Source organism: Ruminiclostridium cellobioparum DSM 1351 = ATCC 15832 (assembly GCF_000621505.1).
In the GTDB taxonomy this organism is placed as follows: Bacteria; Bacillota; Clostridia; order Acetivibrionales; family DSM-1351; genus Ruminiclostridium; species Ruminiclostridium cellobioparum.
Window position 1 is genome coordinate 48,300 of record NZ_KK211296.1, and the last position, 23,140, is coordinate 71,439.

Here is a 23,140-nt window from a genome sequence, read left to right on the forward strand (position 1 = left end):
ATGACATCACCTGTAACCCAGCAAAAGCCCAACCAGCAGGCAATGTCAAACAAGAAGGGGCAGATGGAACCGATGCCCAAGATGACCTTGCCTACAGTACCTGCTCCAAAGGATAATTCCATGTTTGCAGTATCGATGAAGGGGATAAAGTCGGGACAGCAGAAGTCCAATATGATGAATCAGAATATGAATAATACGATGGGTCAGCATATGGGGAATGCCAATGTGATGGGTCAGCATATGGAGAATGCCAATGTGATGGGCCAGCAAATGGAAAACAGCAATTTGATGGGACAGTCCCTGAAAGGTAATGAATTGTCAGATACCGCAGATATCCAGGTCAGTTTGGTTGAAGCGCTGAGTCTTATTAAAGATGCGGTTGAAGGTGAAACAGAAGACCGGATGTTTTATGATTTTTTAATAAACAATGCGGCGTCAAGAAAAGACAAGGAAATAATCAAAGGTATCCGGGACGATGAGATAAAGCATGCAAGACTATTCAGACAGCTATATTATGAGCATACCGGAAAGGTTATCGGACCCAAGCAGAATGTTCAATTTGAAAGACCGGCCAGCTATTGTGAAGGGCTTATAAAGGCACTGATGGGTGAGCTGAACGCCGTGAGAAAATACCGCAGAATTCTTTTTGCCATGAAGGAAAGAAGTCATATAGATATATTGACCGAAATTATAACTGATGAAATAAGACATGCAAATCTATACAATCTGTTGATTCACAATAATGATTGCAAGTATTGATGCCGATGACTTGAATCATTGTGTTCCCGGCCGGTATCCAGCAGTGAATTGCCGCGAAGTTCTCTGAAACAGAATGGCTTTCCATTGCCGGATAACGGCCTCGTAATGCAAGGCAAAATGTAAAAAAATTTCTATGTTCTTGCTACGGGAAATAAGTCTGCAATTATTAATAAATCTTAAATTTATAATGAAAGGGTGTACATAATCAGACTTTTAGGTTAAATTGTATGTATATATGAAAAGATTACCTAATAGAATAAGGCATTGGTAAGTTTTATTGGTATTCAAATAATTGCATATGAATGCATAAATATAATAAAAGAGGCTGATTATGAACTTAATATTTCAATTTATCGACTTTGTAGTGCATTTGGATGTACATCTGACCCAAGTGGCAAGAGACTTTGGAATGTGGACATACCTTTTTCTGTTTTTAGTTATTTTTTGTGAGACAGGCCTGGTTTTTACTCCGTTCCTTCCCGGTGATTCAATGATATTTGTGATTGGAAATCTGGCCAAAAGCGGAGAACTGAACTTCCCGGCAATAATCGCGGTCCTGATGGTAGCAGCGGTTCTGGGAGATACCTGCAACTATCATATAGGCAAATTTTTTGGTCTTAAATTATTCAGTAAAGATAATGCCAGATTCCTTAAAAAAGAATATTTGATAAAGACGCAAAATTTCTATGAAAAATATGGGGGCAAGACCATAATAATTGCAAGGTTTATACCCATCATCAGAACCTTTGCACCTTTTGTGGCGGGAATGGGTTCTATGAATTATTCAAAATTTTTAAGCTATAATGTTATAGGCGGTATTTCATGGGTTGCGCTATTTTCTTTTGCAGGATTTTTCTTTGGCAAAATTCCTTTTGTTGAGAATAATTTCAGTGTTGTAATTCTGGCTATCATATTCATATCTCTGTTGCCGGGGGTAATTACCTTCTTAAGGGAAAGGAAGTCTTCACCTGCCAAGTAATCCGGCAATAGCTGTAATAATTTATTCAGAGTTTTAGAGTTTAAATTATCACCGGCCTTTGGAGTTGTCACTCTCCAGGCCGTTTTTTATCGTACAAATCATGCAATTGGAATTGATTTTTGAATGTTCACTTAATGTTCACAAATGATTATTATAATTTTATATGTAATCATTTGATAATAAATCAATCTAATCCGGGAGGAGGCTGCTTTATGATAAAAATATTACTTGCTGACGATGAAGAAAGAATGAGGAGATTGGTTTCGGACTTTCTGAAAAGGCAGGGATATAGTGTTGTAGAAGCAGAAAACGGACAGCAGGCTATTGAAATATTTAATACGGCAGGTGATACTCTGGCTTTGGTAATATTGGATGTTATGATGCCGGTGGTGGACGGGTGGGAAACTCTCAGACATATTCGCCGGCACTCCAAGCTTCCAGTTATCATGCTGACAGCCAAAAGCACCGAAGCGGATGAACTGTTCGGATTTGGACTGGGAGCCGATGAATACATAACAAAACCCTTCAGTCCGATGATACTGATAGCAAGGGTACAGGCGGTGCTTAAAAGATATAATGTGACGGTAAACGAAAAAAAGACTTACAATGGACTTGAAATAGACCAAACTGCTCATACTGTATTTGCAGACGGGGAAGAAATAGAACTGACACCAAAGGAATTCGAATTGCTGGTATATCTTTGTGACAATGTGGGGATAGCTCTGTCAAGGGACAAAATACTTAATTCTGTCTGGGATTATGAATATTTCGGGGACGCCAGAACAGTGGATACACATATAAAGAAGCTGAGACTTAAGCTGGGAAAAAAAGGAGATTACATACAGACTATCAGAGGCCTGGGATATAAATTTGAGGTAGAAAAATGAAAATATCATTAAAAACCCAGTTATTTTCAACTTTTTTTGGAATGATAGTATTCTTCGTCGTACTTTCGTTGATATTAAGCAGTACATTGCTCGAAAAATACTATTACAGTAAAAAAGAGGATGCCATGCTTCAGACTTTCGACTCAATTCGTGATGTATATAACCACGATCCCGACAATGTAATGTTTGATCTGGAAAAGATTGAAAGTCTTAGAGGTATTGGGATCATTTTTTTCGATAAGGATTTCAATATAATTTATCAGTCCAGACAGAGAGTTTTGAGTGCCGGTGCCAGGAAATTCAGAGTCGAGCCCAGGGAGCCGGCTCCCGATTGGAGAAATCTGAGAGATAAGTTTTCAAAGGTAGCCCCGGACAAGCCGCTTATAGAAAAACGTTTTGACATGAGAATGGAATCCAGTTTCGTATCGCTGTACGGCAAAATTGATGATGATGTGTTCGTTTATCTGGGGTCACCGGTGGCCGCAATACAGGAAAGCGCCAAAATAGCAGTTAGATTCTATATTTTCACAGGTGTTTTCATGGTTATATTCGGAGGTATAATCATATACTTTTTATCTCTGAGACTGACAAAACCAATCATCAAGCTCAACGGGATTGCAAAAAAGATGGCTGTTCTGGATTTTGAAGAAAAGTATGACGAAAAGAGAAATGATGAGATCGGAACACTGGGAGATAGCATAAACTCACTTTCAAATCAGCTGGAACGTTCGATTGGAGAGCTGAAGGCGGCGAATTACAAGCTGATGCAGGACATTGAGAAGGAAAGACAAATTGATGAAATGAGAAAGGATTTTATCAGCAACGTCTCACATGAACTTAAAACTCCCATAGCCCTGGTCCAGGGTTATGCCGAAGGGCTAAAGCTCAATGTCAACGATGATGAGGAAAACAAAAACTATTACTGCGAAGTAATTATTGATGAAGCCAATAAAATGAACAATATGGTGAGAAAGCTCCTGGCACTTTCCGAGCTGGAGTTTAACCGCATTGAGCCCGACAGGGAGGAATTCCGTGTAAATGACCTTATCAGGAATACCTTGAAGAAAAATTCCCTGCTTTTTGCCGAAAAGGGAGCCAGTGTGACCTTTGATGACAACGGCAATGGAGACATAAGGATAAATGCCGACTACTATCTGATGGAACAGGTGCTTATGAACTACCTAAGCAACGGGCTGAATCATCTGGACGAAAAAAAGATTATCAATATATATGCCAGGGTATTGGAAGACAAGGTTCGGGTGGAAGTATTCAATTCCGGTGCGAATATACCCGAAGAAGCACTGGAAAGTATCTGGCTGAGCTTTTATAAGGTGGATAAGGCAAGAACACGGGCATATGGAGGAACAGGACTTGGTCTTTCCATCGTAAAAGCCATTCAGAAAGCCCATGATAACAGCTATGGTGTGGAAAATAAAACCGATGGCGTTCTTTTCTGGTTTGAATGCGATTTAGTAAAAGGGTAAAAATTGGCAGACGGAATTTACAAAATGTACACAATATTTACACAATAGATGAGAAAGATATTGTTGAAAGGAGGTGATAGTATTGAAGAAGCTTCAAATCCTTGTTACTATCGCTTTTATCATTTCAATAATGTCTTTCGGTGTTTTTGCAATGCCGGAAGCCGGCGCCGGGCCAAACAGCAATATTGAAAAGAGTAATATTGATAACAACAATACTGAAAAGGGTAATGTTGAAAACAATAATACTGAAAAGGGTAATGTTGAAAACAATAATACTGAGAAAAGCAATATTGAAAACAACAATACTGAGAAAGGCAATGTTGAAAACAACAATACCGGAAAGAGTAATGTTGAAAACAACAATAAGGAAAAAAGCAATATTGAAAACAAGGGCGGCATATTGAAAAAGGGTAAATGCGGGAAATGTAGCAAGGACCCATTAAAAAGGCTTGAAGAGAGAAAGGAAAGTATACAGAAGGATTTAAAGGAAGGCAGGATAACCAAGGAAAAGGCTGAGGAATTGACAAAGAAAATCGATGAACGTATTGTCAAGGTCAAGGAATTCAACAGTCTGACCCTGCCTCAAAAGAAAGAGCATCTCTCAAAAAATTTCAGCTCTCATTTGGAAAAGCAAATTAAGGATGGAAGAATTACAAAGGAAGAGGGAGAAAAAATACAGGCCGATTTTAACAAGCAGCTTGAAAGCTGGGATGGCAAAGAGCCTCCAAAATTCATGCACAAAATAAAAAAACATAGGGATTAGAAATCAAAAGCCTGTAATGATAAAAGACACGTATGTCCGAAATTAATCCGACGTGCGTGTCTTTTACCGCATAAAGGGGGATGCCATGCTGCCGGACCTATATCCTTGAATTGGAGGATGGCCGTAGTTTGAACTTCTTCCCGGGATTGAAGCCCGGCAGTCTCAAAGCCGAAATTATTACAGTTAAAAGTATTACTACACAGCCGATTACTGAAGCTATTCCGGTAAAGTGTTCACCGAGTATGACTGCACCCAGCAGTGCGGTGGTTACGGGCTCAAAAGCATATAGTATGGTTGCGCTTTCAGGTCTGACATATTTGATTGCGGAACTCTGAAACAGCGAAGTGAATACGGTAACCATGGCATTCAGGCCGATCAGCAGGAAGAACAACGGACTGAGCATATTGGTGAACGTTATACCGCCCGACTCAAATACAAGAGCCAGTACAAAAAACATAACGAGATTGGTAGAGTGCTGTATGAAAGTAAACTGTATTGGATTTACCACCTGTGAAAATTTATTCTGCAGAGCAATAAACAGTGAGAAAAATATGGCGTTGCACAGTGCGAAAACATCTCCGGCATTGATGTTCAGCCCTTTTCCGGCACAGGTGATGAGATATATTCCCAGCATTGCCGAAAGAGCAAGCAAAACAGTTTTTGCAGAGGGGGATTTTTTCTCCAGTACAGCCATGATTACGGGGGTTATTACGATTGAAAGCTGTACTATGAAAGCGGTATTTGAACCTGAGGTCCTTTTCAGGGCCAGCATGCAGAAAGTGTTGCTGACTACTGAAACCAGACTGATCAGGGTACTTATGACAATGACTTTTTTGCTGAAGCTGTTGAGCCGCTTTCTGAATATCAGAAAGGTTGCAGCCAGACTCAGGGCCGCGCAGATAAACAGTATTGTAAATGATGGCAGAAAGCTCAACAGCATTTTTTGCCATATGTAGGATGAGCCCCAAAAAATAGCATTTAGTAGTAAAAAGAACTGAGCGTTGTTTCCGGTGATGATTTTCATTGCTGCCTCCATATAAGTTATTTACATAAATATTATATTCCAAGCTTTTGCAAAGTTTATTGCATTTTATGTTTAAAAATTTGCGAAAGCTGCTATTTTATCATTTATTTTTTCGCAGACATATAATAGAATTAAAATGGATAATAAGAATGGATAATAAAAATACAGAACCGGGAGGTCGGTATGGAACAAGGCGTTAAGAGAGGATACCTGCATAATGATTTCAAGTTCTTTCATTTACGGGATAAGAAGAACATTCAGTTTGAGCATCATTATCACGATTTCAACAAGATAATAATTTTTATTGACGGTAATGTGATCTATAACATCGAAGGGAAGTCTTACCGGCTAAAACCCTGGGATGTCCTGTTTGTGCCGGGGAATCAAGTTCATAAGCCAATTATAGCGCCTGATCAGGAGTATGAGAGAATAGTCATATGGATCAACAATACTTTCCTGGAGGAGCACGGCAATGCGGAAAACGACCTGCTGACCTGTTTTAATATAGCAAGGGAGAACAAGCATCTGGTCAGACTGGGAGAGAACTCCCTGAAATCCGTAAAGGCCATTCTTTCCAGAATTGAAAGTGAAATAAAAAACCGGCAATTCGGCTCTGTCATATTGGGGAATGCACTGTTTGTACAGTTTATGGTATATGTCAACCGGCTTCAGTTAAAGCCCGAAAAACAGGATGAGAGTATAGAAGTGGAGTATGACGAGCAGATACAGAAAGTCATCCGGCATATTAATGCCAACCTTGACGGAGATTTAAGCATAGCCACACTTGCAGGAATGTTTTACATAAATAAATATTATCTGATGCACAAGTTCAAGGACAATACAGGCTATTCAATACATAGTTATGTAAATAACAAGAGAATGCAAAAGAGCGCCGAGTACATAAAAACGGGCATGGCTCCTTCGGAGGCCGCAAGCAGGTGCGGCTTCAATGACTATTCCAGCTTTGTAAGAGCCTTTTCGAAAATGTATGGTGCCGCTCCGAAAAGGTATTACAAAGCCGCAATACTGTCAAAAGATAATGTTTACCAGGTGGAGGGGTAAAAGCTTATTCATATATCATCTTTTTGGTCATACCGCCGTCAACCGTTAAATTCTCTCCGGTAATGAAGCCGGATTTATCTGAAGCCAGAAACAGGCATGCCTGTGCTATATCTTCCGGAATGCCCACTCTTCCGGCAGGATGCTGCTTGTGGTCCCGTTGGGACAGTACTTCCTGCTTTGCCGCCGAACTCTTTTTCCAGGAGGAAACATCTATCCAGCCAGGGCTGACGGAGTTGACTCTTATGCCGTATTGACCCAGTGATATGGCCAACGCGTGTGTCAGGGCAAAAATACCGCCCTTGGAAACTGAGTAGGGTTCGGTATCGGGTTCTGACATGAAAGCCCTGGTGGAGGCCATATTTATGATGTTTCCGTAATTCATGTCCCGCATATGGGGTGCGCAGAACTTGGCGCAGTAATACATACCCGACAGATTGACAGAGATAGCTTTATCCCATTCCTCCACAGGGGTTTCAAAAATATTGCCGAAGCCCGAAACGGCAGCATTGTTAACAAGGATGTGAACCGTATCGTATTTCCTTGCGGCTTCATCTACCATGGCTCTGACCGAAGCCGCATCCGAAACATCGGTTTTGATATATGCGGCCTCAAGGCCTGAGCTTATAATGAATTTTTCATTTTCCAGACCGGCTTCCATGTCAATATCGGCTATTACCACCCTGGCTCCCTCCGACGCAAATGCCCTTGAGACAGCACGGCCGATTCCCTGACCTCCTCCTGTTACTATCACTGTTTTGTTCTTGAATTCATCCATTTTGAAAATCCTTCCGGTTAAAAATTTTTAATCCAATGGTTGCGGGGGTGTGTTTGAAATAAATTCCAACATGTTCTTGACATAATATTACTCATAAAATAACATTGTATCAATATTAATTTATTTGTGCTTGTAATTGTATGCTTTAAGAACGGAGGGAGATTATCATGAAGAAGAAAATTCTGACCATACTCGGTGACTTTTATCACAGTCATGACCTGGCATATACCGCAATGGAAAAAGCAGTGGCTGACTTGCAGCAAAAGGCCGGTGCAGATATTGAACTGATTGATTCATCTGTGGAAAATCTCGGAGAAATACTTAAACAAAAGTATGATCTGGTTGTACTATATAAGGAGAACAGAGTTAATCCTACCGATGAGGTTGTTTATAACTGGATGACCTCCCAACTGGAGCAGCAGATAACACGGTATGTAAAGGACGGAGGCAGTTTGCTGGCCTGGCATTCGGGTCTGGTAAGCTATGAGAGCCATGAACAGTTCACTGAAATGCTTCGCGGATATTTTGAATACCATCCCAGTGAGAGACAGGTAAAATATACGGGAGTGGGCAGTAATACTGGTATAATGCCTAAAGAGGCTTTTGAAGTGCTGGACGAACACTATATGATCAAAGCCATCCCGGTTGAAAACAGTGTTTTTCTCACTTCCGAGTCCACAGAAGGGAAGGTTGAAGCCGGTTGGGCTCATGAATACGGCAACGGGAGAGTCTGCTGCCTGACGCCCACTCACAGGGCCGAAGGGATGACAAATGAGGTCATGCTGGATCTTCTGGGCCAATGCGTAACCTGGTGCCTGAAATTATAATGCCTGCAAATTAACGGGAAAATGTGCCTGAAAACAGCAATTGGTAACTTTCAATTTGCAGTTATATTATTAATTAGCAGCTGTATTAGGCCTTATATAAGATGATTTTTGATTTTGGAGGGTATATGAAGTTCGGTAAATTTATCTGCCTTCTGGCTGTTTTAACAACTGTTTCAGCAGTATGCATGACTGCAAGGACAGCAGCAGCCCATGAAAACAAAACAATCAGGATACTTTTTACCCATGATATGCACGACCACCTTCTTCCGAACAAAGCGGAAAAGGATGGCCGGCTTGTGAGCTCCGGAGGATATGCCAGACTGAAGACGGCAATTGATCAGGAAAGAAAAAATTATCCGGGTTCTGTTTTGGTGGATGGGGGAGACTATTCCATGGGATCCCTTTTCCAAACCCTGTTTTCCGGTGCTGCACCCGAGCTTGGTATACTGGGACGGATGGGTTATGACGTGACGACGTTTGGGAATCATGAATTTGATTTCAGGGATACCGGCCTTGCGAGACATTTATATGCTGCTAAAATCAGCGGTGAAAAACTGCCAGAAATTGTAGCATCGAATTTATATTTTCCGGACAGAGAGAAAATTACCGGAGAGCTGTCGGAATTGAAAAACTCCATGACAGCTTTCGGAATAAAAGAATATACCGTTCTGGAACGCAGCGGTCTGAGAATAGGTGTTTTTGGCTTAATGGGAAAGGATGCGGCCGACAGTGCTCCCATGACCGGAGTTGAATTCAGGGATATTGTGAAAAGTGCAAAACTGACCGCAGGTAAACTGAAGGACCGGGAGAAGGTTGATATAATAATATGCCTGTCCCACTCCGGAACCTCAAAAGTGCGGTCCGAATCGGAAGATTTGCTGCTGGCGGAAAAAGTGCCCGAAATAGATGTCATAATCAGCGGGCACACCCATACCAGGCTGGAAAGGCCTATAATAGCAGGAAAAACCATCATCGGCTCCTGCGGGGAATACGGTAATTATCTTGGTATAATTGATCTGAGGCAGGGAACCGACCACCGCTGGGAGCTTGAAAAGTACAGTCTCAGGCCTGTTTCGGAAGATATCGAGTTGGATGCGGGCATATTTGAAGCTATTGAAAATTACAAGTCGGCTGTCCAGAAAGAGTATCTGGACAAATTTGCTTTAAAGTTTGATGAGGTTTTGGCAGAAGCTCCCTTCAGCTTTATTCCCACTGAAAAAATAGGGGCTGAATTTAAGGAAGAACCCCTTGGCAGTCTGATTGCCGACGGCTACATGTATTCTGTCAAAAAAGCTGAAGGGGCTGATTATGAACCGGTGGATGTTTCTATCGTTGCTGCAGGAACCATGAGAGGGTCTTTTGTCAGGGGTGAAATCTCGGTGGGTGACGCTTTTACAGCCAGCTCGCTGGGAACAGGTCCCGACGGTGTTGCGGGCTATCCTCTCATTTCGGTTTACCTCACCGGAAGGGAGCTTATGGAGCTGTGTGAAGTGGATGCATCGGTATCCCCGCTGATGAGCAGTGCCCAGCTATATATGTCCGGCCTTGTCTATACCGTCAATCCAAACAGGATGATATTTAACAGGGTGACAGAGGCGCATTTGACAAGACCTGACGGAACGCCTGAAAAGCTGCAGGAAAAGAAGCTGTACAGGCTTGTGACAGGTTTGTATAATGCACAGATGCTCTCCATAGTGGGAGAGAAATCTTTTGGTTTACTGTCCCTTGTTCCAAAGGATAGGAAGGGCAATCCCATATCGGATTTTGAGGAACATATAATTTACGATACCTCCAATCCAGGTAAAAATGAGGTCAAGGAATGGCTTGCCATAGCCCAATACCTTAAAAGTTTTCCCACGGTAAACGGAATCAGTCAGGTACCCGTCTATTACAGACAGCCTCATGGAAGGAAAGTAATAGATAACGATACCGGCCTGGGGGCTATATTGAAAAATCCCGGCAGGGTTGCTGTAAAGATATATATGATCTTATTGGCAGCCGTTATAATTACCGGTGCGGCAATTTATTTGCTTTTGCGGCTGAGGCGGTATCTGCGGAATAAAAAAAGAAAATTTCCTTTTATATTATAGAGTATATCTTGACGTGATATATCACGACATGATATACTCTATTCATGCTATATCACAGCTCGATATATTGAGCTGTGATATAGTGTTAAAAATATTTTTAAAATAACATTTAATTCTGTCAGAGGAGATGGAATATGCGGGAGCAACTGAGAAAAACTTATATGCCAATGACAGAGTCGGCATATTATATACTGCTTTCATTGAAAGAGCCCAGGCACGGGTACGGCATTATTCTGTATGTCAAGGAAATAACCCGTGACAGAATAGGCCTCGGGGCAGGTACAATATACGGCACCCTCACCAAATTTGAAAAGGACGGATTGATTGAAACCGCCGGAGAAGAGGACCGAAGAAAGCTGTACCGGCTTACCGAAGACGGTGTGTGGCTTCTGGAGCAGGAATTGGCCAGGATTGACGAGCTGGCCAGAAACGGGCATTGCATTATAGGGGGAAACAGTAATGATTAGGATATGTAAAATATGGTGGGCATGGAATTATGAGGAGATTGAAAACTGGTTGGAAAAGATGGAGGCCAACGGCCTCAGACTTGTTGAAACACATCTTAAGGGTATGATTTTTTATTTTGAGAAGTGCCAACCCTCTAAAGCAAGATACTGTATAGACTACCAGACAAAGCTTACACCCGATTATCTGAGCATAATAAATGACGATGGCTGGAAGCTTTATCAGATAGGCATGGGCTGGTATATATTAAGAAAGGATTATCAACAGGACCGCCCGGATTTATACACTGATTTTGAGGCACTCATAGCAAGAGACAAGCTGCTGCTGCTTATAGCATTGATACTGTTGGTATTTGAATTAGTGTCCCTGGGCAGCCTGGTATATAGCACCTGGAAGGAGCCGGTTATAGAGTGGATAGCTTATACAAGCATTTTTGGAGCGGTAGCCATATCCTTGTTTGTTTTCATTATCACCAATCTTGCTTTACAGATAAAAAAATTTACGGATAAAAAGCGTTAAGATATAAAAAAATAATTTTTAAGAGGTGAATTAATTGAGTTTAACGGTTGAAAATGTGTCCAAAAAATTCGGAGAGAAGCAGGTAGTCGACAATATCAGTTTTGAGGCCAGGGAACCGGGAGTTTTCGGACTGCTGGGCACCAATGGGGCGGGCAAGACAACCACTATCAGAATGATTTTGAATATTGTAAAGAAGGACAGCGGAGTCATTAAATGGGATAACAAGCCTGTCACAGAGCAGATAAAAAGCTTTGGCTATCTTCCTGAGGAAAGGGGCCTCTATCCCAAGGTTAAAGTTTCAGAGCAGCTGATGTATTTTGCAAGGCTTAGAGGGGTGAGCTCTCAGAAGGCCAAAAAGGATATTGAGTACTGGCTGGAGAGACTGGAGGCTGCCCAGTATATAAATATGCCGGCCGAAAAGCTCTCAAAGGGAAACCAGCAAAAAATTCAGTTTATAGCCTCCGTAATCCATGATCCCGAGCTGATATTCATGGACGAACCCTTCAGCGGTCTTGATCCTGTCAACACCGATCTCTTTAAAGGCGTAATTTATGAACTTACCAATAAAAATAAAATTATTATCATGTCCAGCCACCAGATGGCCACAGTGGAAGAGTTCTGCAAGGATATAGTGCTCTTGAAAAACGGGAATACCGTATTGAAGGGAAACCTCAAGGAAATCAAGCACAGTTACGGGAGAAACAATCTTATTATCAATTGTGAAGGTAATATTGCAGAACTGGCGGCAGAAGAAAATATCATCAGCTACAGGCAGAATGCCTCAGGCTATGAATTCAAGATCAGTGACGAGGAACAGGCATATAAACTGCTTGAAAAGATATTGAGCAGGAGGCTTTTACTGGATAAGTTCGAAATAAGGGAGCCCTCCTTGCATGAAATATTCATTGAAAAGATGGGAGAAGCAAAATGAGAGATTTTTTAGAAGTTTTTAAATACACATTTAAAGAAAACATAAGGAAGAAATCATTCATAGTTTCAACTGTTATCATACTTGTGATCATAATTGCCGGTATGGTGATTCCCGCAGTTGTAGCAAATATCAAGGCTTCGGACGGCAATAATGCGGCTGCTCCGGGCGCTGCGGCCTCAAATGAACCAAAAAGCATTTTATATATTTTGGACAAAAGCGGAAATTATTCAGATAAGCTCAATGTGTTTCAGGAACAGTTCGGGGAATATGACGTTAAACTGCTGACTGAAGACAGGGTTGACAGTGTCAAGTCGGAAATTGAAAAAGACGGAAAAAATTATCTGCTGATTATTGAGAATGAAAATGATAAACCCAGGATTGATTATTATACGCAGCAATACTCCGGGGGACCGGATATCAATGCGGTCAGAAGGATATTGGGAGATATCTACTCTACAAAGCTGCTTCAGGCCGAAAACGTCCCAGCTGAAACAATTACCAAAGCACTGGGCGACTTGAACGTAAATGTCAATGCCCTCGGAAAAAGTATGCTGGGAGCATATATCCTGGGTATAGTTATCGGAATGATCCTGTTCTTTGCAATTTATTTCTACGGCTACGGTGTATCAATGTCGGTAGCCTCTGAAAAAACATCTCGGGTAATGGAACTGCTGGTAACTTCAATAAAGCCGTCCAGAATAATACTTGGAAAAACTGCCGGAATGGGATTGCTGGGCTTGACGCAGCTTGCCATTCTGATGGCCGTCGGAATTGTTACCTATATTCTTGTGTTCCCGCAGAAACTGACCATTGAAGGAATGCCTTTGGAGTTTTCCAGTTTCACACCGCTTTCGGTATTGTTGATCATTATTTACTTTATACTGGGGTATACCTTGTATGCATTGATGAATGCCGTAGTTGGAGCAACGGTCAGCAAGGCCGAAGATGTACAGTCTGCCATGATGCCCATGTCGTTTTTGTCGGTAATTTCATTTTACCTGTCATACAGCACTTTTGCCATACCTGCCAGCAACTTTGCAGCACATGAAACCACCATGTCGAGGGTGATTACCCTGGTACCGTTCACATCACCTTTTTCGGTTCCTGCAAGGCTGATGACGTCAAATATACCGCTGTGGCAAATCGGACTTTCGCTGCTGATCCTCATTGCGTCCATATTTTTGATCGGTACTCTTTCAATCAGGTTATACGCCTTTGCTGTCCTGCACTACGGTGACAGACTGAAATTAGGCAGGCTCTTTGAAATGTCAAGGACTGAGAAAACAAATCAATAAACCTCAAAATGCAATGGGACTGTTTATTTGTTTATTTGGTATATTGCTAGAAGTACTTGTATGGAATATCATTGTAGTTGACAATAACCCGGCACCAATCATTTATTATTATCCTTTTAACTTCAGCAGATATATGCCGGAAAAAATGAAGCACTCTTTTGAAAATTTTTTAAAATAACCAGGAGGTTTATAAAAATGTACTATCCGATTAAATTTCAACCCGTATATAAGGCTTACATCTGGGGAGGACGCTATTTTGAAAAGTTTGACCGTGAACTGCCGGAGGGTATTCTTGCAGAAAGCTGGGAACTGTCCTGCCATAAAAACGGTGTAAGCATTGTTTCAAACGGGGAACTTGCGGGGAAATCCCTGCCCGACATAGTAAACGCAGATCCCGGGAACATTCTTGGAACCAGATTTCCTGCCGATTGTCAGGAAATACCCCTGTTGATAAAATTTATTGATGCAAATGACAAACTGTCTGTCCAGGTGCATCCTGATGACAATTACGCTGCGGTATATGAGGGCGGCCTGGGCAAAAACGAGATGTGGTACATAATGGATGCAAAGCCCGGCGCCAAGCTGGTTGCAGGTTTGAAACCCGGCGTGACCAGGGAGGTGTTTGCCCGGGCCATAAGTGATAACCGCATTGAGGAATGTCTGCTGGAGGTTGAGGTACAGCCCGGGGATGTGATAAATATTCCGGCCGGTCTGCTGCATGCCATTGGCGCCGGTATAGTGATAGCCGAAATACAGCAGACTTCGGATACCACCTACAGGGTATTTGACTACAACAGGGTGGACAGCAGCGGAGTGGGGCGCCCTCTGCATCTGGACAAGGCTCTGGATGTCACAAACTTCGGCGCCGGCAGCAGGAATGTGAAAACAAACGGCATAAAGCTTAAAATAAATGAGAGCTGTACAAAAACCATATTCCTGGCAAACCGCTTCTTTGCCTGTGAGAGATACCAGTCGGAGGGCAGTATTGCCGAAAAGACCGACGGCAGTAAATTCTATATCTTCATATGCCTCGAAGGCTGCGGAACAATCAGTTCCGACAGTATGACCGTTGAATTCAAGGCGGGGGAAACGGTATTTATACCGGCTTCTTTAGGTGAATACCGGCTGGAAGGTAAATTCACCTCACTTAAAACTTATATACCCGATTTCAAAAAGGACATAGTGGAGCCGATGAGGAATGCGGGCTGCACCGACGAGGAAATATTTTACGTTTTGAGCCGCTAAAGGGACATTTCCTGCATTATGAAGTATAATGTATGTTACCCTCTATTGACAATGTACAATACGTTTTTGAGTGGTTAATTTGCCCTGCGGCTGCGTTGAAGCCGCTTGCAAGGCACAAAGCCTTACTGCACGCCTTTGCCTTGCCGCAAGCCAAATTATCTCACTCAAAAATCACCGACCTCGCGCCGAGATATTTTGGCAATTTTCGAGGAGGATGGACGCAGCCTTGCTGACGCAAGGCAAGGACGACGACAAAGAAAAGTGGCAAAATAGCCGGCGTGAGGCGTGTTATACATTGTCAATAGAGGGTAAACAACGTTAGTAATAGCGGAGGAAACCTATGATAACCATTAATAACTTGACCAAGACCTATAAGAATTTCAAGGCGGTGGACAGTATATCTCTCACGGCAAAACCGGGAGAGGTCACTGTTCTGCTGGGGCCGAACGGTGCGGGAAAATCCACGACCATCAAGAGTATTGCAGGGCTTTTAAAATTTGAAGGGGATATAACCATTTGTGATTTTCCCAACAAAACAGTGGAAGCAAAGAAAGTGTTCGGATACATTCCGGAGACTCCGGCCCTGTATGATTTCCTGACTCCATGGGAACATGCACAGTTTATTGCAAAGGCGTACAAGCTGGACGATACCTGGGAACAGAAGATCAAGACCATATTCAAACGTCTGGAGATTTACGACAAAAAGGACAAGTATGTGAGGGAGCTGTCAAAAGGAATGACGCAAAAGCTCAGCATTGCAATTGCACTTTTAATAGATCCCAGAGCCGTACTGTTTGATGAGCCTCTGGTAGGTCTGGACCCCAAAGCTATCAACGAGGTGCTCAAAATATTTGAGGAACTGAAATCCGAAGGCAAGAGCATTCTGGTCAGCACCCACATCATAGACACCATTAATGAGGTCTGGGACAGGGCATATATAATGAATAAGGGTAAAATTATCCGTGATATTTCGAGGGACGAGCTGGAGGGAAGGGATCTCAAAACTATTTTCTTTGAACTTACGGAAGGAGAAACTGAAGAATGCGGGCAATGATGTTTTTACTCCGGAAATCTTATGCCAATAAGCTTAAGCGTGCTTTCTCCAGTGTGTTGTCCACTGTCCTGACAATACTTGCCGTAGGAGGCATAGGGCTTACTTTTGTGATGGCCTTCAGGATTGACAGGCCGTTGGTATCAGGGGCAGGAGCAGAAACCATACTGGCGGGTCTGGTGCTGATGATCGGACTGATACTCTACAACAGCTTTTTATCGCGGGATACGGGAATCCTGACAATGGCCGATGCCACCTATATGTTTACCGGGCCTTTTGAAAGAAGGACCGTTCTGGCGTACATTATTATATCAACCGCACCCGGAGCCGCTCTGACAGGCTTTTTCATATGCTTCTACATACCGTATTTTTTGGGCTCGCTGCTGACAGTTCCAAAATTTTTGGTTGTTCTGTTATTAATTAGTTTGATGTTTGGTTGTATTTACCTGTCATATTATTACATATATATTGTTGATACTGAAAAAACAGGCTGTAAAAAGAAGGCAAGATATGTTCTCTTTGCCTTTATAGGTATTCTTGCGGCAGCCTTTATCGTTCAGATGCTTGCTAACGGCCTCAGTATAACAGCCGCAGGAAAAAAATATTTTACACATTGGTGGTACAACTGGGTACCACTTTTCGGGTGGACAAAATGGGCAATAAATTCACTGCTTACAGGAAATTATCTTACGGGCCTCCTGCCGGCAGCTTCCCTTCTGGTACTGGCAAACATTGCATTGGGCATAGCCCTGTACAATGTCAAAGCGGATTTCTATGAAAAAGCTCTTGAGGATTCAACCAACCTTCAGAAGCTGATGGAGGATTACAAGGCGAATGGAAGTGCCGACGCCCGCTCTCTGGCAAAGTTAAGGAAAAAAGCCTCCTATGTGCGGTATCATGAGGGCGCGGCCGCAATATTTTCAAGACAGGTGCTTGAGAATAAAAAAGTCAGCTTTATGTCCAATATGAGACAGGTATTCGTTGGGATTTTTTATATTATAATAGGAAAAGTGTTCGGACTGGACTTCAGCTTCGTTTTTGCGATGGTGAGTTTCGGTGCTCTGTCCATGTCTCTTGGGGATTCCTGGCACAGGGATTTCAAAAAGCCATATGTATATCTCATTCCGGCCGGCTCTTTTCAAAAGGTGGTATTTTCAGTATTGCCGGGTTTGATCAAGTCGGTATTGAGCGGAAGTGTCTCCATAGCTCTCGGAGCATTGGTGTTTAACATAGGTGCACAACAAATTTTAGCCTATGTAATTATATTTGCAAGTTTTTCGATACTGTTTGTTTTCGCGGAGGTTTTCACCTACAGGATCATCGGCGGAGGTGCAAGTGCCATGGTAGTGGCATTTATGAGGATACTCTTCGTAATGGCCACCTGTATTCCGGCATTGGCAGTACTGATTGTTGTCATGATACTGTTCCAGGGTGTTCCGGACCTGCTGATCATATCCCTGGGCATGCTGGGCATCAATATTTTGTCCAGCGCCCTGCTGGCATTCCTCAGCAGAGGTATATTTGAAAAGAGCGAGCTGATGTCATAAAATAGTTGTAATACTAAAATATTCACTGATGAGATGAACCTGGAGGTGCAATTGATGAACAGTATGATTTTTGAAAAAGCCGTTGCTCTGGTAGATAGGAGTTTTACAGGAGTTTTGGGGACAGTCGAAAAGAGCGGCATACCCCAGCAAAAAGCCATGATAAAAACTCAGGCCGTGGGCTTGAAGGAATTTTGGTTTTGTTCGAATACCTCGTCAAAAAGAGTGCAGCAAATAAAGGATAATCCCAATGCAAGCCTGTACTTTTTTGATGAAGCGACCTTTGAAGGCTTGATGCTCACAGGCATTGCCCAAATCTCCTATGATGACGAAAAAAGGAAAAGTTTTTGGACCGAGGAAATGAAAATGTATTACCCGTTAGGCTGCTATGATCCTGATTTTGCGCTGGTGAAATTCACGGCGCATAAGGCTAACTACTATCATGGCCTTAAGAACTATGATTTTGACATTGAATAACTCCTGCTTACATAAAAATAATCTTTTTAGTAAAGTCATGAGTCAATAAAAATTGTTCGTTTGACATGAAAAAAATTTTATTATAGAATAACTATGAAAATGAGATCAGGAAGGTCTCAATTGCAAAAGGATATTTTTACAGATACGGTGGTTAACAGGTTTGTAATTTTGATTTTTTTTAAAAATTCCAAGTGTTAAAACTCAATTAGACCCATGAAGGGCTAGCAGACTAACCCTTTTGGGTCTAATATTATTTTGAGGAGAGTTTTATTATGCATATGGGAGACGTTTTGATATCTCCGGAGGTCGGAGGTACAATGCTGGCTGCAGCTGTGGGAGTAGCAGCTGTTTCAATCAAAAAAGTAAAGGAAATGGATGAGAAAAAGCTTCCCTTGATGGGTGTAATGGCAGCCTTTGTTTTTGCATCGCAGATGATCAATTTTACCATACCGGGGACCGGTTCCAGCGGACATCTGGGCGGGGGCCTGCTGCTGGCAATACTGTTAGGGCCTTACGCGGGATTTTTATCCATGGCTGCAATACTGCTCATACAGGCTTTGTTTTTTGCCGACGGGGGCTATCTGGCCTATGGCTGCAATTTGATAAATATGGGCTTTTATGCCTGCTTTATTGCATATCCCCTTATATATAAATTTATTACCAGGGCCAGGATGTCAAGGACAAGAGTAATCATCGGAAGTATTACAGCAAGCATTATAGGTCTTCAGCTGGGGGCCTTCAGTGTTGTGCTGGAAACCCTGCTGTCGGGGAAAACCGAATTGCCCTTTTCACAGTTCGCGGGAGTCATGCAGGGAATACATCTTGCAATAGGGCTTGTGGAGGGAATTGTCACGGCGGCAGTAGTATCCTTTGTCCTGAAGGTAAGACCCGATATTGTGGGAGAAGCTGTCCCAAATGGCAGCAGGAAAAGCAATAAGACAATTATAATAGGTTTTCTGGCGGCAGCCCTTGTTCTGGGCGGAATAGTATCCCTGTTTGCTTCGGCAAATCCCGACGGCCTGGAATGGTCAGTGGGAAAGGTAATGGGAGCGGAGCTCCAGGGAAATTCACAGGTACATGAAGCACTTGAAAAAGCACAGGAAAAGACGGCTATTCTTCCGGATTATGGTTTCAAAAGTCAGCCGGGCACAGGCGGTGAAGCTGCCGGTACGGTGGTTTCAGGTATAGTGGGTTCGGGAATCACACTTGGAGTGATCGTGCTGATAGGCTTTGTGATAAAATACTTTAAGAGAAGGAAGCCGGGGCGGATCGGATGATCAGCCTCGTGTGGAGATGGAGACGCAGATGGCAGATATAATAGGTTCGGTAATGGAAGTAAAGCATATTGACGAGCTTTCAAAACAGAAAAATCCTGTAAATAATATTCATCCTCTTTTCAAACTGATCCTGACATTGGTTTATATTTGCGTCCTCGCCTCCTTCAGCAGATATGAGGTTATCGGACTTCTGCCTTTTATCCTTTACCCTGTGGTAATTATACTGGTATGTGATATTCCGTTAAGTAAAATTTTTAAAAGGGTTCTTTTTATAGAACCCTTTATAGTAATTACCGGAATACTCAATCCGGTTTTTGATAAAAGTTTGGTTGAAATAGGCGGCTTTGTGGTGTCGGGGGGGTGGCTTACCTTTTTTTCATTGGTCATCAGGAGCACCCTGATGGTGACGGCAGGCTTCCTGCTGATTGCTACCACAGGCATAGATGATATTGCCAAAACCTTAAGCCTGTTAAAGGTCCCGTCAGTGTTCGTGCTGTTGTTCCTATTGACCTACAGGTATATTTTTGTGCTTATGGATGAAGCGGGCAGATTGCTGAAAGCATACTATATGAGGGCTCCCGGTCAATCCGGAGTGAGGGTAAGAGTCTGGGGCTCCATGGTAGGGCAGCTGCTGATAAGAACTTATAACCGTGCTCAGACCATTTATCAGTCAATGGTTCTGAAGGGCTACAACGGCAGGTATAATTCTGTGGCCGGAAAGCGGGTAAAGACCGGGGATGTGGCTTATTTTACGCTGTGGCTGGCATTTATTGCGGCAGTGCGCATATACAATATACCGCTCCTGATTTCGGCACTGGTGGCCGGGAACAGCTAAAACGTATAGGGTCCGGCGGGGAAAATTTTCTCGGGACAAGGCGGAACCCATTTGGACTGGTGTTTTCCAGCAATATATCTCATCAAAAATAAGGCAAATATCAAACAGAAGGCAAGGAGCAATGCTTTGCTTTTTATTTTGTCCAGATTTGGATATATTTTTTAATTGCTGCATATTCCCGGGTGCAGGTTTCCGATAAATATTCCGGATGGATGTGTGGGATAATTATAAAGTTTTCAATTATTATTGATTAGTTATCTGCGATTGTTTAAAATTAAGGATGATATAAATTTCGAGCAGTGAAAGGAAGATTATGAGCCATCATAAAGTTGAACTTAAAGAGGTAAGCTTCTCATACGCCGACGGACATCAGGCTCTGGACAATGTTTCCTTCCTGCTTGGCCACGGTGAGTCTGTTGGAATAGTGGGTGCCAACGGAGCGGGAAAATCCACTCTTTTATCTGTTTTGACAGGAATACAGTTTCCTCAGAAGGGAACGGTTAGAGTGGGAGATCTGCCGGTTAATAAAAAGACCCTGCCAGAGGTGAGAAGAAGTGTTGGTCTGGTTTTCCAGGAACCAGACGACCAGCTGTTTATGACCTCGGTATATGATGATGTTGCCTTTGGCCCCAGAAATTACAGGCTGGATGAAGAAGAGGTCGATCGGAGAGTAATGGAAGCTCTCGAAGAGGTGGGAATTATCCATCTGAAGGACAGACCTCCCTATAAGCTCTCGGGGGGCGAAAAGCGTCTGGCTGCCATTGCGGCAGTTATTTCAATGAAGCCCGATATATTGATTATGGATGAACCCACTGCATCTTTGGACCCCAGGGCAAGAAGAAAAATAATGAATATCCTGAAAGGCTTCAGCCATACAAAGATAATTACAAGTCATGATCTTGATATGATTATGGATATGTGTACAAGGACAATTGTTCTGAAACAGGGTAAAATAGCAGCCGACGGCAATACCGGAGAAATATTGAGCAATGAAAAGCTGATGGAGGAATGCGGCCTTGAAATACCTCTGGCACTCCAGAATTGTCCTGTATGCCGGTCGTCAAAAGCAATTTGATATTATAATATGAATTTAGGTAATCAGTGCTCACCTGAAAAAGAAATGGAGAGAAGATGAGAATAGCGGTTATAGACGGGCAGGGCGGAGGAGTAGGCAAGCTTATTGTAGAAAAACTTCGTATTGCCTTTGGAAATGACATCGGTATATTGGCCATGGGCACCAATGCACTGGCAGCATCTCTGATGCTGAAGGCCGGAGCAAATGAAGGAGCTTCGGGGGAAAATGCCATTGTGTACAATGCTCCGAAGGTTGATATAATTATAGGTTCGATAGGGATAGTATGTGCTAATTCCATGCTGGGAGAACTGACACCTGCAATGGCTAGGGCAATATCGGAAAGTGATGCGGCAAAAGTGCTGATTCCCCTTAACAGATGCAATATATTGGTTGCCGGCATAAAAGAGGAACCACTTCCCCATTACATAGACGATGCCATTGCAATAGTGGGAAAATTGCTGGGGGACATACCCCGCAGGAATTGACCAGTTAACCTCCTTTATTCGCCACATTGCGATAAAGGATATAGGTTTTCATTACATTTTGTGGCCGCTATGCGGCTCAAAGCCATACATGGCTTAGGAGGTTAATATGTGTGAAGCAAATGTATACCTTGTAGATGAAACAGGGAAAGAGGAATTGATCCTGGATTCGGTGGATAAGGTGATTCCGGATGAAAACGGAATTACACTTGAAAACATTTACAGTGAAAGAAAAACCCTAAGGGCAAGGATAAAACTGATGGAACTGGTGGAACATAGAATAATACTGGAGAATCTAGACTAACTAATGCACAGGACAGTGATGAATTTGAATCTTTTTACTTTTAAATTTTTATACTTATTGGCGGGAGTATTGGTCAATAATTTTCCGAGGCTCTCACTGGGCTTATACAACAGGGCAATTGATATCTACCTGAAAAAGGGTTTGAATTTTGATTTCATTGAAATCCTGCTGGATATAGCTATCAATCTGGATATACTCGGAATGAAGGACCAGGCGGTGCAGTCCTATAAAAAAGCAATTGAAATTAATCCCAATGAGGCTAGGGCGTACTACGGACTGGCCATTATTTATGACGATAACAGAGAATTCAGTAAGGCCATCGAGTTCTACCAAAAAGCCATAGAGCTTGACCCTTACTATTCCAAAGCTTATTTCTTTATGGCCAACGCCTTCGACGAAAACGGACAGAAGCAGGAAGCCGCCCAATATTACGAAAAAGCGGCTGAACTTGATCCCACTCACTTTTGGGCCTTCAACAACCTGGCGGCGGTCTATGAGGAAACCGGGCAGTATGATAAGGCTTTGGCTGCAATACGCAAGGGCCTTGAACTGGAGCCCGAGCATTTCAAAGCTCTTTTTAACGCCGGAGTGATTATGAACAGGCTGGGGTATCCCAGGAAGGCTGTAGAATATTACCGGCAGTCGCTGGAGAGAAATCCCAGGTATTCCTACACATATTTGAACCTGTCTCTGATACATCTGGAGGAGAAAGATTATCAAAAGGCTGTTGAAGTAATATCCAAAGGTATAAAGTATGTGCCGGAGGCATCCTTTCTGTATTATAACAGGGCATGCTTTTACGTGCATCTGGATATGTATGACCTGGCTGTGAAAGATTTGATAATTGCCGCAGACATGAGCCGCGAGCTTGAAGAATACATGTGGAATGACAGGGAACTGGACCCCTTAAGGGATTTGAAATTGTATAAGGAGCACTTTAAAGCAACCGTATCCTGATTGAAAATAAATCGTTCTGTTGCGTTAAAATGT

At 42.6% G+C, this 23,140-nt stretch carries 24 protein-coding genes; 22 read left to right on the top strand and 2 right to left on the bottom strand.

What is annotated here, in order from left to right; translation table 11 throughout:
* The 5 genes from T344_RS30130 (at position 1) to T344_RS31095 (ending at position 4,872) form a co-directional block, all read left to right on the top strand.
* Positions 1-759 (top strand): ferritin family protein, encoded by a 759-nt coding sequence (locus T344_RS30130; protein WP_051572313.1) that lies wholly within the window; start codon positions 1-3, stop codon positions 757-759.
* 331 nt (positions 760-1,090) lie between these two features.
* Complete coding sequence (locus tag T344_RS0126300) at positions 1,091-1,738, top strand: DedA family protein (protein WP_004623385.1); 648 nt, start codon at positions 1,091-1,093, stop codon at positions 1,736-1,738.
* A gap of 212 nt (positions 1,739-1,950) precedes the next feature.
* Entirely contained in the window at positions 1,951-2,625 is a 675-nt protein-coding gene (locus tag T344_RS0126305; RefSeq protein WP_004623392.1) for a response regulator transcription factor, read from the top strand.
* Positions 2,622-4,109, top strand: coding sequence for a sensor histidine kinase (locus T344_RS0126310; RefSeq protein WP_027631180.1), 1,488 nt, complete (start codon positions 2,622-2,624; stop codon positions 4,107-4,109). Before T344_RS0126305 ends, T344_RS0126310 begins: the two co-directional genes overlap by 4 nt.
* An 82-nt stretch (positions 4,110-4,191) precedes the next feature.
* Complete coding sequence (locus T344_RS31095) at positions 4,192-4,872, top strand: hypothetical protein (RefSeq protein WP_051572314.1); 681 nt, start codon at positions 4,192-4,194, stop codon at positions 4,870-4,872.
* A 97-nt stretch (positions 4,873-4,969) separates the two neighbouring features.
* Here T344_RS31095 and T344_RS29405 read toward each other — a convergent pair whose 3' ends face one another.
* Positions 4,970-5,896 carry a DMT family transporter gene (locus T344_RS29405; RefSeq protein ID WP_084331350.1) on the bottom strand — a complete coding sequence of 309 codons (927 nt, stop codon included), beginning with the start codon at positions 5,894-5,896 and terminating at the stop codon, positions 4,970-4,972.
* Positions 5,897-6,079: 183 nt separating this feature from the next.
* Here T344_RS29405 and T344_RS0126325 point away from each other — a divergent pair, with 183 nt between their 5' ends.
* Positions 6,080-6,958 carry an AraC family transcriptional regulator gene (locus tag T344_RS0126325; RefSeq protein WP_027631181.1) on the top strand — a complete coding sequence of 293 codons (879 nt, stop codon included), beginning with the start codon at positions 6,080-6,082 and terminating at the stop codon, positions 6,956-6,958.
* Positions 6,959-6,962: 4 nt separating this feature from the next.
* Here the strand turns inward: T344_RS0126325 and T344_RS0126330 are convergent, their stop codons facing one another.
* Positions 6,963-7,733: a glucose 1-dehydrogenase gene (locus tag T344_RS0126330; RefSeq protein WP_027631182.1), complete on the bottom strand. Its 771-nt coding sequence runs from the start codon at positions 7,731-7,733 to the stop codon at positions 6,963-6,965.
* Positions 7,734-7,900: 167 nt separating this feature from the next.
* Here T344_RS0126330 and T344_RS0126335 point away from each other — a divergent pair, with 167 nt between their 5' ends.
* The 16 genes from T344_RS0126335 to T344_RS0126425 all read left to right on the top strand — a co-directional run bounded on the left by T344_RS0126335 (position 7,901) and on the right by T344_RS0126425 (position 23,107).
* Complete coding sequence (locus T344_RS0126335; protein ID WP_027631183.1) at positions 7,901-8,560, top strand: ThuA domain-containing protein; 660 nt, start codon at positions 7,901-7,903, stop codon at positions 8,558-8,560.
* Between the two features lie 125 nt (positions 8,561-8,685).
* A complete protein-coding gene (locus T344_RS0126340) occupies positions 8,686-10,650 on the top strand; it encodes a bifunctional metallophosphatase/5'-nucleotidase (RefSeq protein ID WP_027631184.1) in 1,965 nt (654 codons plus the stop codon).
* A gap of 134 nt (positions 10,651-10,784) precedes the next feature.
* Positions 10,785-11,117, top strand: a complete 333-nt coding sequence (locus tag T344_RS0126345; protein WP_027631185.1) for a PadR family transcriptional regulator — start codon at positions 10,785-10,787, stop codon at positions 11,115-11,117.
* Complete coding sequence (locus T344_RS0126350; protein WP_027631186.1) at positions 11,110-11,634, top strand: DUF2812 domain-containing protein; 525 nt, start codon at positions 11,110-11,112, stop codon at positions 11,632-11,634. Before T344_RS0126345 ends, T344_RS0126350 begins: the two co-directional genes overlap by 8 nt.
* A gap of 34 nt (positions 11,635-11,668) precedes the next feature.
* Positions 11,669-12,565: an ABC transporter ATP-binding protein gene (locus tag T344_RS0126355; RefSeq protein ID WP_027631187.1), complete on the top strand. Its 897-nt coding sequence runs from the start codon at positions 11,669-11,671 to the stop codon at positions 12,563-12,565.
* Positions 12,562-13,860, top strand: a complete 1,299-nt coding sequence (locus tag T344_RS0126360) for an ABC transporter permease (protein WP_027631188.1) — start codon at positions 12,562-12,564, stop codon at positions 13,858-13,860. Before T344_RS0126355 ends, T344_RS0126360 begins: the two co-directional genes overlap by 4 nt.
* A gap of 195 nt (positions 13,861-14,055) precedes the next feature.
* Positions 14,056-15,105: a type I phosphomannose isomerase catalytic subunit gene (locus tag T344_RS0126370; protein WP_027631190.1), complete on the top strand. Its 1,050-nt coding sequence runs from the start codon at positions 14,056-14,058 to the stop codon at positions 15,103-15,105.
* Positions 15,106-15,445: 340 nt separating this feature from the next.
* Positions 15,446-16,159 (top strand): ABC transporter ATP-binding protein, encoded by a 714-nt coding sequence (locus T344_RS0126380; protein WP_027631191.1) that lies wholly within the window; start codon positions 15,446-15,448, stop codon positions 16,157-16,159.
* The gene (locus T344_RS0126385; RefSeq protein ID WP_027631192.1) at positions 16,147-17,703 is read left to right on the top strand and encodes a putative ABC exporter domain-containing protein; all 1,557 of its coding nucleotides are present in this window, start codon (positions 16,147-16,149) and stop codon (positions 17,701-17,703) included. Before T344_RS0126380 ends, T344_RS0126385 begins: the two co-directional genes overlap by 13 nt.
* Before the next feature lie 54 nt (positions 17,704-17,757).
* Entirely contained in the window at positions 17,758-18,177 is a 420-nt protein-coding gene (locus tag T344_RS0126390) for a pyridoxamine 5'-phosphate oxidase family protein (protein ID WP_162178057.1), read from the top strand.
* A 272-nt stretch (positions 18,178-18,449) separates the two neighbouring features.
* Positions 18,450-19,454 carry an energy-coupling factor ABC transporter permease gene (locus T344_RS0126395; RefSeq protein WP_027631194.1) on the top strand — a complete coding sequence of 335 codons (1,005 nt, stop codon included), beginning with the start codon at positions 18,450-18,452 and terminating at the stop codon, positions 19,452-19,454.
* Between the two features lie 28 nt (positions 19,455-19,482).
* Positions 19,483-20,289 (top strand): cobalt ECF transporter T component CbiQ, encoded by an 807-nt coding sequence (gene cbiQ, locus T344_RS0126400; protein WP_027631195.1) that lies wholly within the window; start codon positions 19,483-19,485, stop codon positions 20,287-20,289.
* A 313-nt stretch (positions 20,290-20,602) separates the two neighbouring features.
* Positions 20,603-21,364, top strand: a complete 762-nt coding sequence (locus T344_RS0126410) for an energy-coupling factor ABC transporter ATP-binding protein (RefSeq protein WP_027631196.1) — start codon at positions 20,603-20,605, stop codon at positions 21,362-21,364.
* 56 nt (positions 21,365-21,420) lie between these two features.
* Complete coding sequence (locus T344_RS0126415; protein WP_027631197.1) at positions 21,421-21,849, top strand: DUF3842 family protein; 429 nt, start codon at positions 21,421-21,423, stop codon at positions 21,847-21,849.
* A 106-nt stretch (positions 21,850-21,955) separates the two neighbouring features.
* Complete coding sequence (locus T344_RS0126420; RefSeq protein ID WP_004627424.1) at positions 21,956-22,150, top strand: CooT family nickel-binding protein; 195 nt, start codon at positions 21,956-21,958, stop codon at positions 22,148-22,150.
* A 69-nt stretch (positions 22,151-22,219) separates the two neighbouring features.
* Positions 22,220-23,107 carry a tetratricopeptide repeat protein gene (locus T344_RS0126425; RefSeq protein ID WP_027631198.1) on the top strand — a complete coding sequence of 296 codons (888 nt, stop codon included), beginning with the start codon at positions 22,220-22,222 and terminating at the stop codon, positions 23,105-23,107.
* Positions 23,108-23,140: the final 33 nt, after the last annotated feature.